Below are 14,175 nucleotides of genomic sequence, written 5' to 3' on the forward strand. Positions count from 1 at the left end.
TTTTAATATTAATTGGGAATTTATATTGTACTTACACTACATTAATATTTAATATTTAATATTTATTTTTTAAAATTTCACATGTGGTAAAATAATAAATTGATGAAAAAGAGGACGAAATATCAGTAAATAATTCACCGCAATATAAAGTAAAAAACTGCACCTCCAATTGTTATTCGTGTCTAACAACTGGAGGTGCAGTTCACTTTTCAACTTATTTTAAATCTTCTATTGAGAAAGCACCTGGAAGTAATTGCTCAACAGTCACTTCTTTTTCATCACCTTTTACATTCGTTAATAATACAGGCATTTTCGGATCACAGAATTCAGCAATTACTTGTCTACACGCACCACATGGTGAAATCGGTCCATCAGTTTCTCCTGTAATAACTAAGTAACTAAAATCGCGCTCCCCTTCTGATACCGCTTTAAATATTGCTGTTCTTTCTGCACAGTTACATAAACCATAAGAAGCATTTTCTATATTACAACCAGTATAGATTTTCCCTTCTTTCGTAACTAACGCTGCGCCAACAGGAAATTTAGAATACGGAATATACGCTTTCGATAACATCTTGTTTGCTTCTTCAATATATTTTTTCTTATCCATATTATTTCCCCCTCAAAGTAAATGAAATGATGATTAGTCAGTAATAACTGTATGAACTAATTTAGGAGCCACTGCTGTTTCAGCGATAGAGATGTTCTCATAAATTTTTGCTTTTACATCTTCTACATTTTCACGATTTGCGTAGATTGTTACGAATGGCTCGCCTTCTTTTACTGCATCGCCAACTTTTTTACGTAACATTAATCCTACTGCTAAATCGATTTCATCTTCCTTCGTTGCACGACCTGCACCAAGTAACATAGCTGCAATACCAATCTCATCTGCAACAATGTTAGAAATAACACCTGAAGTTTTTGCAGGTACATCAATTACATACTTCGCTTGTGGCATTTTTTCTGGATTGTCTACAATTGAGCTATCTCCGCCTTGATTGCTTAAGAACTCTTTAAATTTCTCAGTTGCTTTTCCGTTTTTCATCACTTCAATTAGCATTTCACGAGCTTCTTCTAACGTATTTGCTTTTTTCGCAAGTACGACCATTTGGCTACCTAATACAAGTACTAATTCTGTTAAATCTTCTGGACCTTCACCTTTTAACGTGTCAATCGCTTCTTTTACTTCTAGAGCGTTACCAATCGCAAAACCAAGCGGTTGTGACATGTCCGAAATAACAGCCATAGTTTGACGTCCTACATTATTTCCGATACGTACCATTGCATGTGCTAATTCTTTTGCATCTTCTTCTGTTTTCATAAATGCACCAGCACCTGTTTTTACATCAAGTACAATTGCGTCAGCACCAGCTGCAATTTTTTTACTCATAATTGAACTTGCGATTAAAGGAATTGAGTTAACAGTTCCTGTTACGTCGCGTAATGCATAAATCTTTTTATCTGCAGGTGTTAAGTTTCCTGTTTGTCCAATAACAGCTACTTTGTCACGGTTTACAATATCAATGAATTGTTCTTTCGTAATTTCAACGTGGAATCCTTCTACCGCTTCTAATTTATCAATTGTTCCGCCTGTATGTCCTAAACCACGACCAGACATTTTTGCTACTGGTACATCTAAAGCAGCAACTAATGGTCCTAATACTAAAGTTGTTGTATCACCAACACCGCCAGTTGAATGTTTGTCTACTTTAATTCCTTCAATTGCTGATAAGTCGATCGTTTCTCCAGACTCAACCATCGCCATCGTTAAATCTGCACGTTCGCGATCTGTCATATCTTTAAAGAAGATTGCCATTGCAAGCGCACTCACTTGATAATCAGGAATACTTCCGTCTGTATATCCATTAATAAAGAATTTGATTTCTTCAGTCGTTAGTTCTTTGCCGTCACGTTTTTTTGCGATAATATCTACCATTCTCATTACAATCACCATTCCTTTTTATATTATATGAATCTATTAAAATAATAAGCCAACGATTGTTGCTGATAAGAAACTTACTAACGTTGCACCGAATAGTAATTTCAAACCAAATCTTGCGACTACATTCCCTTGCTTTTCATTTAAGCTCTTAACTGCACCTGCAATAATTCCAATTGAAGAGAAGTTTGCAAATGAAACTAAGAATACAGATATAATTGCTGTCGTTCTATCTGAGAAATTAAAGTTTCCTTGTGCTAAATCTGTCATTGCGACAAATTCATTTGATACTAATTTTGTTGCCATAATATTTCCGGCATTAACTGCTTCATGCCAAGGTACACCCATAATAAATGCAAATGGTGCAAATGCATAACCAAGAATTTCTTGGAATGAAATACCGATTACACCTTTAAATACTGCATTAATGAATGCGATAAGAGCAACGAAACCGACTAACATAGCTGCTACTGTAATCGCAACTTTAAATCCATCAATAATGTATTCCCCTAATACTTCAAAGAAGGTCTTTTTCTCTTCTTCTTGTACTTCTAACATATCTTCTTCCTCAGTAACTTCATACGGGTTAATGATAGAAGCGATGATGAAGCCACCGAATAAGTTAAGCACTAAAGCGGTTACAACATATTGTGGTTTTAATAACACCATATATGATCCAACGATAGACATAGAAACTGTAGACATTGCCGATGCACATAATGTATACATTCTTTTCTCTGGCAATAACCCTAGTTGTTTCTTAACTGATATAAATACTTCAGATTGTCCTAAAATCGCAGAAGCAACAGCATTATATGATTCTAGTTTCCCCATTCCATTTACTTTACTTAATGCTAGACCGATAGATTTCACAATAATAGGTAATACTTTAATATGTTGCAAAATACCGATTAAGGCTGATATAAATACGATTGGCATTAATACACTTAAAAAGAACGAAAACTCTTTTTGATTTACTAATCCACCAAATACGAAATTCACACCGTCAGCGGCATATTTTAATAACTCTCCAAAACCATCTGCTATTCCGCTAATTAATATATTCCCTATACTTGTATTTAATAATAGAAACCCCAAAATGAATTGTAATATAACCATCGTTATGATTGGACGATATTTGACTTTCTTTCTATCATTACTAGCAAGCCAAGCGATACCTAAAATCAATACGAGGCCAAAAACACCGATTAAGTATTTCATAAGCCGTTTCCTCCCATTCGTATCCGCTTACATTTTTTTAATTGTTAAAGCAATAGATATACTTTAAACGTATATCTATTGCTTTAACCTTTTATCGATTAGTAGTTATCTGTAGCACCTTTTGCATCATTTAATACGATTGCAACACTAGCACTTGCTCCAACGCGAGAAGCTCCAGCAGCTACCATTTTATCTGCATCTTCACGTGTACGAACACCGCCAGATGCTTTTACACCAACGTTTGGTCCTACTGTTTTACGCATTAATGCGATATCTTCAGCAGTTGCTCCGCCAGTTGAGAATCCAGTTGAAGTTTTTACGAAGTCAGCACCAGCTTTTACTGATAATTCACAAGCGCGTACTTTTTCTTCATCTGTTAATAGACAAGTTTCAATGATTACTTTTACAAGAGCTTTTCCTTTTGCTGCTTGTACTACTTCATAAATATCTTTTTCAACAAGTTCGTTGTCGCCATCTTTTAAAGCGCCTACGTTGATTACCATATCAACTTCAGTTGCACCTTTTGCGATAGCATCTTTTGTTTCAAATGCTTTTGTTTCAGTAGTGCTTGCTCCTAATGGGAAACCGATTACAGTACAAACGTCTACATCATGTCCAGCTAGTTCATCAGCCGCTAATTTTACCCATGTTGGGTTAATACAAACAGAAGCGAATTTATATTCCTTTGCTTCTTCGATTACTTTCATAACATCTTCTTTAGTAGTATTAGCTTTTAAAATTGTATGGTCAATTAACTTTGCAATGTTCATTATCTTCACTCCTCATATCTTTTAACAACTTCATTCTAACTCTTAGTTGAACAAATGTAAATACACTTTTGAAATTTTGTTCATTCTTTTTTAAAAGGAATTTTCTTGTAGTAAATAAAGCGCATTCTAACTAAGAAACAATTCCTATTTAAAATCAAAACTTTTATATTAACAATGGTAGTATGTATCTCCATATCCATAATTATTTTTAAAAAGGCAATTTGTGTTCAAAAAAACACCTATCATTCATACATAACAAAATAAAAGGCGTTCTCAAAATTAACATTTTGAGAACGCCTTTTATTTCTAATCTTTTTGATAATGTAACAATTCTTTTGCTGTATGCTGATCGATAATTAATACATTTGCATACCCGCCACGTAACGCACCATCAATTGCTTTTATTTTTCTATTACCACCTGCAACTAAAATAGAGCGTTTCTTTAATTTCAGTTCCTCTAACTCAATTCCAATGGTCCGCTTATTAATTTCTTCACTACTAATATTTCCGTCTCCATCAAAGAAACGTGAACAAATGTCACCGACCGATTGTTTTTTGAGTAAACTTGTTTCCTCCTTATCGAAATAACCTAATCGGAATAATAGCGCTTCATCTCGCACTGTTCCTACAGTAAAAATTGCAATATTCGCTTGCTTCCCCATTTCGATAATGTGATGAATATGTCGATCCTGCTCTACTAATTCTTTTGTCACTGCATTATCAAATATAACTGGAAGAGGTAGATTTCTTGGCGTCGTTTGAAAAGCATCTGCAAATAAAGCTATCGTTTCATTCGCATATGTATTTACACTTGAATGACTAATACCACCTTTTAGCTGGACAACCTCTACCCCTTTTACATGTTGCGGTACGATTTTTCTAGCGATTTCATACATAGTCATTCCCCAGCTTACACCAACAATATCACCATTTTTAACTGTCTTTTCCATATACTCAGCAGCATATTTACTTATATACTCTGTAATCGTTGCATATTCCGGTACTGGAGAAAATACAACATGTGCCTCTAACAAGTTGTATTTTTCTTTCAGTAAATTCCCAACGTTATCTAAATCCGCAAATGGATCGGCGATGCTAATTTGAACAAACCCTTTTTCTTTCGCGTACTTTAACAATCTAGAAATCGTCGGTCTTGAAATATTTAATTTGTTAGCAATTTCTTGCTGACTATAATCTGATTGATAATATAATCTTGCAACTTCAACGCTTAATTGTTGTTTATCTTTTTCCATAGTAACTCATTACAAATCCCTTCCTGTATTTCCCTTTCGTTACAAGCATTATACAGCTTTATGCAAAAAAATTCGACTACCGAATTTTATCTAACTGAACTTATATTCCACTTATTATATACAATGAAACCGTTCAATAAGAAACATAAACCATCGTCTAAAAACTATTCAAATACCCCTTATAAACAGAAGATACTGGTTATAAGGGGTATGTATTCAATTTAATTTTATAAAAATTGGATGAAAACAATGCAAGTTCCCACTTATTTAGAATAAGTGAAAAGATGATGTTTTATTTGTTCAATAAAATAATGATGGTGTATATTATCGTTAGATACTCGACTTGCCATAATAGCCCCCTCCATTGAAGATGCAAGAAAGGAAGCAAGTGATATAACCTCTATATCTTCTTTAAGTTCTTGTTTCTCTATTCCTTCTTTTATGAGAGAAGCCATTAACATTACTGTATCATCATAACCTTTTGCTGCTGCTTTTTGTAATTCTGGAAATACTCCAGTACTTTCAATTGCGCTATTAAGTAATGGACAGCCTCCAGCAATAGGAGGATTATTAGCTGCATCTTGATATACAAGGAAAATTGCAAGGATTTTATCGATTGCTGTCTTTTTATTTTCCATTGCTTTATGAAAATGACTCCACATAATCTCACCACTTTTGTCGTAGGCAGCAAGGACAATTTCTTCTTTACTTTTGAATCTACGATAAATAGATCCTTTAGGTAGTTCAGTAGCTGTCATTATATCCTGGATGGATGTGCGAGTTATCCCATTAGTATTAAATAAATATAAAGATGTTTCAATAATTTTTTCTTTAACCTTATCAACTTTAGTCATGCTTTGTAATCCTCCTAATAAAAACGAGCTTAATATTCCAGGTGATATTTACCATCTATTTTCTTGAATTTTTTTGTAAGTATAAAGAAGTTTGGAGCGAAAATATCTTATCAACCCCTATATTATGTGAACCTCAAACAATACAGTTTGAAAAGAGATTAATCAAATTGTATTATCTATATCATTCAAATGAATTTTCTGTCAAAATTAACATGACCAATTATTTAATTCAGTCATGTTATACAACTAATTTCACCTAACTTCGTAGTAGGTGTAAAAATATATAGTTAAATTTAACGTATAGACATATGATTATTATATATAATTTTGATTAATATGTTTAGCTAAAGTGTTTGAACTATCCCCACTTTCACTTCATTCTATAAAAGGGTAATCATTAATGATTACTGGAATTAAATTGTACCAAAGAAACTGAGATATAAATATATTTGCTTTTTTTCCATTTGGATTTTGTTAATACTTTATAAAAAGGGTTTAAAAAACTAGAAACTTATAGTATCATTAGGTTCCGGACCGAACCGTCCGGTTTATAATCTTATATAAATATATTTAGAAGGAGAACGTTATGCAGAGAGAAAAATCAAAAATTATAGGTAATTTAATTATGGGGGCAATACAGTGAACTTTATAAAAATGAATAAAAAAGAAATCATTATGCTCATAATCTTTACAATGTTTGTACCATTTCAAATTGGCTTGTACATATTATTTGGCATATCACTTTTAGCTAATGTCAATTTAGTTGAATCAGAATTTGTTCTTAGTGCCATCGGTTTTACTGTACCTGCTATTGTAGGAATCATTTTCTTTAGGAAAGAAATTATTGAAAGTTTTACTTATTTTAAAGAGAAGACAATTTTGAAAATAGTAAGTATTCCTATGGTAGTTTTATTTACGGTAATTGTGGAACAGTGTGTTATGCGTTTTCTAGCAACTGGTCAACCAGAGAACCAAGAGCAGCTCCTTGAAACGGGTGCGGAGGTACCTCTTGTATTTACATTGCTTGTATTTGGTATTCTGGGTCCAATACTTGAAGAAATTGTGTTTCGTCACATATTAATAAATCGTTTTTCTTACCATATTGGTACTGCTATTGCATCTATCATTTCGATTATGATTTTTACACTTCTTCATACGAACCAACTTTCGGATATTGCTATTTATTTACCTGGATCGTTGATACTTACTGCGGCTTATCTTATTTCTAAAAGATCCATTGCATATGTTATAGCGATACACATGTTAAACAATTGCCTTGGTTTCATTCTGTAAGAAACTAGACTTGTTTCTGGTGCCAAAAATACTTTTTCTATGGCATAAGAAAGCTAATCAAAAATTATAAGATATTAGGAGAGTGTCAGTCATGATTGTAACAACAACTTCTGGAATTCAAGGTAAAGAGATTATTGAGTATATTGATATTGTAAATGGTGAAGCTATTATGGGTGCAAATATTGTCCGCGATGTATTCGCTTCCGTTCGTGATGTTGTCGGTGGCCGTGTTGGTGCTTATGAAAGTAAGCTAAAAGACGCTCGTGATATTGCAATGGGCGAAATGAAAGAACTTGCAAAAGAAAAAGGTGCGAACGCTATCGTTGGTATTGACGTAGATTACGAAGTTGTTCGTGATGGAATGTTAATGGTTGCTGTCAGTGGTACAGCTGTACGTATATAAGTAAATAAAAAAAACGGTTCCCCTTGGAATTTATACTTTGAGGGGAAATCCTGGTTCTGTTGCAGATTTTAAAGAATAATAAGAGATGTTGATAAATCATTGTACGTCGAAAAACACAGTTTGAGTGTAAACTGTGTTTTTTTATATAGAGGCCCCATCCCATCACTATCAAGCTAAAATTTTTTAGTGCCTCCAGAACGAAATTTTGTATTAACTTGTAACAAAAAGTTCATTTTTATTTTGTTGATAATTCAGAATATTTCGGTTGATAGGTATGTGGCAGTACCCTGATACGGTACAAATTTTTTATAAACGGTTGTAAGATTCTACGTTTTTGACCATTCTGTACAACGATAACTTTGGTTTATTAATTTCGCCTGTAATCTGGTAGCCTATCCTCTGATACAATTTAATGGCAAGTTGATTCTCTTTCTTTACCGTCAGAGAGCATTTGGCAAAGCCTTGCAGGGAAGCTTGTTCCTCGGCAAACTTAAGTAGTCTGGTACCTATCCCTAGTCCTCGACTTTCGGGCAATAAGGCAATTGTTCCGATGTGAAACTCGTCATCTTCTCCCTCCTTCAAGGTAAACATGGAATAAAGCATTTTGATATTCAAAATGTTATAAATAACAAAACCCAGCTTTCGGAATGAAAGCAGCTGTTTAAAAGTGGACCAGGCAAGACGGTTTAAAACGGGTATGGGATAGCAAGTAATCATCCCTAAAGTTTTCCCGTCCATTTGAGCTTCATAAGCGTATTGATGACTAAAACGGTTGTTCTCCTGCCGCCAGAGCTTACAAAATGTCCCTTCGACTGTGTTCTTCTCCTCAGATCCTGCAAGTGGAAACGCCATGTATTCCAATGCCATTACATTTAACTGGGCGCCGACCATGGATTGATGAACAGCCTTTACAATAGAGATTTGATTCATTTCCCAGTCCTCCTTTTCGCTTTCTGTATTATTGATATTAATTATCATGGATTTGAATCAGTTCACTTACCTCTCAAATCATCCTTAGCTTTAAAACCATAATAAAATGTATTTAAAACAAGCTCTGCAGCAGATTTTTTAGCCACATTTCCTTCATGTACCTGTTCCCAAGTATGGAAAAGCAGAGCATAAAGCGTATTCAAAATCCATTCGCTGCTAACCGTTTGCTGAAAATAACCTCTTTGTTGTAACAGCTCAATAACGCGTCGTAAGGGTTCCCTCAGCTTCTCTTCTGCTTCACCTAATTCTTTGTTGTTAAATACAGATGCATCATGACCTAGAAAATAGATTTTGTCACCTAAAGGGATTAACGCTTCAATGAGTTCCGGGATATAGTTTTCGCTTCTTTCCTCATCCAGTGGAATCTGGTTTACAGTATCACTTACCAGTTGTATAGCCCGATGGCCTAAGAACAGCATCAATTTCTCCCTGCTTTCGACGTAGCGATGGAGTGTAGCAATTCCAATTCCCGCATATTCCGCAATTTCATTCATCGAAGCAGTAGGATTTTCAACAAGCAATATAGTAGCCGAATCAAGAATTGCATTAAATCTCGCTTCCTTCAACGCTGACAAGTCTTTCTTCATCGTCAATCTCTCCCTTTTTCTGTATAAATTCGTCATTTTTGATAGAAAAATATATCATTTGATATTATAATAAACAATCTCAAATAAAGTGTCCAGATGCTGAATGTAGCTTTTCAAAAAGAATTATATTACTGAAACTGATAGTACTTTGAATGTTTCATTTTTAGCATTTCATTATTTAGATAACGATGAAGAAATTAAATTATTTAATGTAATAAATACAAGAACCAAAGGAAATGGTTCGAATCGCTTTCTTAGTAGAGAAATTGATTACCTTATCTAGGTTTTTTAAACTATTTTTCATGACGCATTAATACTTATAGTAATTTTTCTACTTTTATTAAATCCGGTTGCACTTCATTTAATTACTGAATATTTTATAATGAAGCTTCTTTCTGCATAAAGTTATCGGTTTACTTTCAAATTCACTTCCGGGTATTTGGTCATCAGCCTTTTAAGGGTTGAGCCGTCATCCTTCTGTTTTACATACTGGTCAAAAAATGCCAGGCTGAATTCGTTGATAATACGATGAACTTCCTTTGGGTTTTCACCTGGGCTCTGCAACAGAGGGGAGAACAAATGTAAATCAGTGAGGCTTGTATGATCCGTATGAGGTATGACCATTGACATACCACCACCAGCTAACCCACGTCCATATCGCTCCCTCACTTCATAGGGATCTGCTTCATCAGGCTCTTCTGCACTCATGAGTAGAAATGGTTTTCCAATTCCACTTTCAGGAAAGATTTCTCCATACAATGTACCATCCATATTGATAGCTGCTTTGACACGAGAATCTTTTGCAAGTATTTGTGCTGCGGTAGCTCCACCGTAAGAGTGACCAAACATTCCAATTCGCGAAGTATCCATTCTTCCTGTAAAGAAGCCGATCTCATCGTTTTGATTAAGTTTCTCTATCTGATTAAGGACAAAGCTGACATCTTCCTCCCATAATTTTATGTGGCTATCCCCTTCATCAGTTAAATTGATGGGCTGTACGTAAGCAGTTCGACCATCTGGAAAGACGGTAGCTGCAGCATCAAAGGTATGATCGATACTTAGAACAATATATCCTTGACTAGCCAACTCCTCAACTTGAAACGTGTTTTGATTACGAAAACCATTAAAACCATGAGAGAAAAGTAATATGGGATAATGATTCTCTGAATCTGAGAGTTGTAAATCCATAAACGAATGAGATTTTACCAATTCCATGTGGCTGAATGCAAATGCAGGAATGGACAATGTTTTTTCCAATCCCTTGGAAAGCTCATTTATGTTACGAATATAAGGTTCTGGATCCCCTTTACTTTTTTCAGCTGTAGGATACCAAATTTGCACCATCAGTTCGCGCCGATCGGTTGGATTTTTCGAATATGGTTCATTTCTCTGATGATCAATCCAATGATATACCTTCGTACCGATCCTATGTGGGCCGGTTGGTTCTTCAAATGAAAATACTGGCATAAGTAAGGGTAGCGCCACTGCTACAGACAAATAGATACATAGCAACGAGGTCTTAACTATGAATATACCCCAACTTCTACAGCCCTTTTTCCGCCCAGTTAATAAATAGCATAAAATTAAGATAACTGGGGATACATATGCCGGAATCATCTGCCACCTAAAACCTTCTGCCAATAACTGAACTGTAACCATTACAACGGCAATCAAAGTAGCTAATTTAGACCACTTTTTCGTTTCTCTGCCTATTAACAGTATCCAACTCAATAGACTAAAATTCACTACTATCAAAACAACTTCCCAGAAATTCATTGGCCTATCTCCTTTGAATGTATTTTACTTCTAATTAAAGAGGTAGTTTTCAGCCTAAGCAAAAGCAGATGAACCCCCTATATAGTTGCACCAATTATGCTTAGTAACCGTTTCATCCACTCTACTCCTTTCTTCAAATTAAAAACTTAAAATGCCCAGCTACCTTTACGGAAAATTGGTTCTACAGTTCCATCTGGTAGAATACCGTCGATGTCCATCTCACTGCTGCCAATCATAAAATCCTCATGTGTTACTGAAATATTTGCACCTAACGTTTCAAGCTGATCGTTTTCTAAATCTCTTCCATCCTCTAAGCAAGTTGGATAAGCTTTACCAATCGCTAAATGGTTCGATGCATTTTCATCAAACAATGTATTAAAATATAAAATTCCCGATGCTGAAATTGGTGATTCATTTGGTACAAGTGCTATCTCACCTAAATAGCACGAGCCTTCATCCACATTAATAAGCTCCTGTAATAAATCATGTCCTACCTGTGCTTCAGCTTTAACAATTTTTCCTTCTTCAAATGTCAGTTTAAAGCCGTCGATAATATTCCCTTGATAAACTAATGGTTTTGTATTGCTTACATAGCCATTTACACCTTGTTTCATCGGTAACGTATAAACCTCTTCGGTCGGCATATTAGCCATAAAGATAGTATCATCAGGAGTTTTACCACCTCCAGTAATCCATTTATGCTGTGGTGCTAATGCAATTGTTAAATCAGTACCTGGCGCTGTATAGTGAAGCTTTATATATTTTTTATTGTTCAGTAGGACCGCACGAGATTCTAAATTTTTTACATGTTCACGCCATTTTTCAATAGCACTGCCTTCACCAATACGAACAGCTTTAAAAATAGCCTCCCATAATGCTGGTACTTGATCCTCAGCTGCTAAATCCGGGAACACCTTCGATGCCCACTTTGGTGAAGGAACTGCTACCATAGACCAAGCTACTGAATCCTTCATTACGGCGTTGCGATTGTTGCTCAGAGCAGCTCCTGCTACCTTTTGATAGGTAGCTAGACGATTAGATGAAATACCTGTAAATTTATCAGGATCTGTAGCATCTATCATTAATAATGCTCCTTTACATTCGATCAGCTCATCATTCATTTTGACTATCCACTCTGGGAAGCGATTAAATTCTTCATCTGAGGCATAATCAAAGTAAGCACGTTCCATTTCTTCATCCGAGAAATTAACATGAACACGCCCTGCCCCAGCCTTATAAGCCTCTTTCACAACTATACGGGCGAAATCCAATGCATCCACTGATGTATTGACTAATAAGTATTGCCCTGGTTGAATATTCACACCGATTTTCACCGTAAGTTCTGCATATGCTTGTAATTTTTCTTCAAAAGTCATATTATTTACCTCACTTTTATCAAATTGGTTTTGAATTCCCATCACTAACTTGCTTTCATACCATACTTTCTGAACAGGTTTTCTCAGAATTTTTCTTGCCTATTTTTTATGTTTTTCATCAAGACATGATAACAACTAATGGCTTTTTTCTACTACTCATATATTTAATTTCTAAACTTTGATTCAATTAATATTGGTTTGTTTTTAAAAAAAATCTAATCAAAGGGCATCAAACACTACATAAAGTTATAGAGTTCTTTATTGTGAAAGCTCACTCATTTCTTCCCAATCTTTTCAATGTGGTTGCACCTAAAGGCTTACCATCACTGGGGCGTTTAACATTCTCAATCACTCCTTTATCTTTACAAAAGCATTTTTGATAGATAAATATATCATTTGACATAAGATTAAATCATTTTAAACGAATTATCAAGCCGTAAAATTTAATTTTTAAAAAATTCGGTAAAAAACCTATGTGAAAATGGATTCTATCAAAGGGAGCGATAACAAAAAGATTTTTTATACACACATGGATAAAACACATGAAAACTTATATATAAAATTACAAGTTCAACTCTCACAAAAAAACGGAATAAAAATAAACAGCGGAACTAGCCCACTGTTTACTTTGCCACACCTTCATGTAATTTTTCTGTATAATCCTTTACATCTTTCCAGCTATCTTTCGCTGTATGTAAATCTTCTTTTATAAACGTAAACTCTTCCGGACTAATTCCTTTTACGTTTTGTAGTAAATTATTATATTTCGCACCTACTGTATACCATTGGTTTGATATGTTTTGTAGTGCTGTAATTGCTGCATCAATTGTTTCCGTCATGTTTGTTGTTTTATTTTTTACATCAGTCAAAATTACGATTTCTGCTTGTGCTCCTGAAATTCTATCTTTTAAATTAGCTATCTCTCTTTCTGCATTTGCGATATCTTTTTTTGCAACCGCAATCATCGGCCCGCCAGCAAGACATGTTATTAGCGCTACGCAAAGTACGCCACCAGCAATGACCATATCATTACTCTTTTTAATCGAATCGTTATATGTATTTATTTGTTGCTCTAGAGCTGGAATACCAGCATTCGTACTTGCCAATATCGCTGTTAACTGATTTGTATCCTCTTTGAAACTATTTGTATCTTTCGCCATTCTATCGCGAAAAGCTTTCAAATTTCCTAATAATCCATCTACCTCATTTTGATTCTTTACAATATCCGCATACAACTTTTCTAAATCCGCTTTTAATTTTCCGCTATCCTTTTGGTCAATCGCTATTAACATGTCGTTATAATACGATTGAAAAGTATTATTGTAATTTATAATATTTTGATCCGTTTTCATAATTTGAGGCTTCATATTATTTAACCAATATGCTGCATTAATTTTTGCATCTCTTTGATGCTGAATCATATTCCCTTTAAATTCACTATTAATCGAACTTATTTTACTTAAATCCGTCTCTTGTTGATTTTGAATTAATTTTGCATATGAATCCATTGCAAATATACTCGATGTCGTTTGTGCCATTACATCTTGGAATCCAGCTGGTCCAAGAGAATAGTTTTTCACATTTTCTTGTAGTACCTTTACATTTTGTTCTGCTGCAAAAGGATGTAAAGGAGATACGTTACTCGTTGCCACCCCAGCAATCATTACCGCTAAAAGACATTTTTTATAAAATCTTTTCTGCATACTTTT

13 protein-coding genes are annotated in these 14,175 nt (G+C 34.6%); 2 read left to right on the forward strand and 11 right to left on the reverse strand.

Annotated features, from left to right (window positions below):
* Window positions 1–214: 214 nt before the first annotated feature.
* The 6 genes from ACYFX0_RS14515 to ACYFX0_RS14540 form a co-directional block, all read right to left on the reverse strand.
* Window positions 215–610 carry a cytidine deaminase gene (locus ACYFX0_RS14515; RefSeq protein ID WP_000358532.1) on the reverse strand — a complete coding sequence of 132 codons (396 nt, stop codon included), beginning with the start codon at window positions 608–610 and terminating at the stop codon, window positions 215–217.
* 33 nt (window positions 611–643) lie between these two features.
* Window positions 644–1,945, reverse strand: a complete 1,302-nt coding sequence (locus ACYFX0_RS14520; RefSeq protein WP_001983022.1) for a pyrimidine-nucleoside phosphorylase — start codon at window positions 1,943–1,945, stop codon at window positions 644–646.
* Window positions 1,946–1,981: 36 nt separating this feature from the next.
* Complete coding sequence (locus ACYFX0_RS14525; RefSeq protein ID WP_000876177.1) at window positions 1,982–3,163, reverse strand: NupC/NupG family nucleoside CNT transporter; 1,182 nt, start codon at window positions 3,161–3,163, stop codon at window positions 1,982–1,984.
* Between the two features lie 98 nt (window positions 3,164–3,261).
* Complete coding sequence (gene deoC, locus ACYFX0_RS14530) at window positions 3,262–3,933, reverse strand: deoxyribose-phosphate aldolase (RefSeq protein ID WP_001017441.1); 672 nt, start codon at window positions 3,931–3,933, stop codon at window positions 3,262–3,264.
* Between the two features lie 306 nt (window positions 3,934–4,239).
* Window positions 4,240–5,187, reverse strand: coding sequence for a sugar-binding transcriptional regulator (locus ACYFX0_RS14535; protein WP_000409784.1), 948 nt, complete (start codon window positions 5,185–5,187; stop codon window positions 4,240–4,242).
* Between the two features lie 263 nt (window positions 5,188–5,450).
* Complete coding sequence (locus tag ACYFX0_RS14540) at window positions 5,451–6,041, reverse strand: TetR/AcrR family transcriptional regulator (RefSeq protein ID WP_000169651.1); 591 nt, start codon at window positions 6,039–6,041, stop codon at window positions 5,451–5,453.
* 639 nt (window positions 6,042–6,680) lie between these two features.
* On the opposite strand from ACYFX0_RS14540, the gene ACYFX0_RS14545 reads away from it, so the two are divergent.
* On the forward strand, window positions 6,681–7,334 hold the full coding sequence (locus tag ACYFX0_RS14545; protein WP_001009305.1) for a CPBP family intramembrane glutamic endopeptidase: 654 nt from the start codon (window positions 6,681–6,683) through the stop codon (window positions 7,332–7,334).
* A gap of 91 nt (window positions 7,335–7,425) precedes the next feature.
* A complete protein-coding gene (locus ACYFX0_RS14550) occupies window positions 7,426–7,737 on the forward strand; it encodes a heavy metal-binding domain-containing protein (protein ID WP_000637518.1) in 312 nt (103 codons plus the stop codon).
* A 306-nt stretch (window positions 7,738–8,043) separates the two neighbouring features.
* Here ACYFX0_RS14550 and ACYFX0_RS14555 read toward each other — a convergent pair whose 3' ends face one another.
* The 5 genes from ACYFX0_RS14555 to nheC form a co-directional block, all read right to left on the reverse strand.
* Window positions 8,044–8,667, reverse strand: coding sequence for a GNAT family N-acetyltransferase (locus ACYFX0_RS14555; RefSeq protein WP_001071938.1), 624 nt, complete (start codon window positions 8,665–8,667; stop codon window positions 8,044–8,046).
* Between the two features lie 62 nt (window positions 8,668–8,729).
* Window positions 8,730–9,314: a TetR/AcrR family transcriptional regulator gene (locus tag ACYFX0_RS14560; protein WP_000710979.1), complete on the reverse strand. Its 585-nt coding sequence runs from the start codon at window positions 9,312–9,314 to the stop codon at window positions 8,730–8,732.
* A gap of 405 nt (window positions 9,315–9,719) precedes the next feature.
* A complete protein-coding gene (locus ACYFX0_RS14565) occupies window positions 9,720–11,090 on the reverse strand; it encodes an alpha/beta hydrolase family protein (RefSeq protein ID WP_001012299.1) in 1,371 nt (456 codons plus the stop codon).
* Window positions 11,091–11,236: 146 nt separating this feature from the next.
* Window positions 11,237–12,466 carry an aminopeptidase gene (locus ACYFX0_RS14570; protein WP_000141970.1) on the reverse strand — a complete coding sequence of 410 codons (1,230 nt, stop codon included), beginning with the start codon at window positions 12,464–12,466 and terminating at the stop codon, window positions 11,237–11,239.
* 623 nt (window positions 12,467–13,089) lie between these two features.
* Entirely contained in the window at window positions 13,090–14,169 is a 1,080-nt protein-coding gene (gene nheC, locus ACYFX0_RS14575; RefSeq protein WP_001171999.1) for a non-hemolytic enterotoxin NHE subunit C, read from the reverse strand.
* Between the last annotated feature and the right edge of the window lie 6 nt (window positions 14,170–14,175).

The sequence above is a fragment of the Bacillus sp. NEAU-Y102 genome (assembly GCF_054788175.1).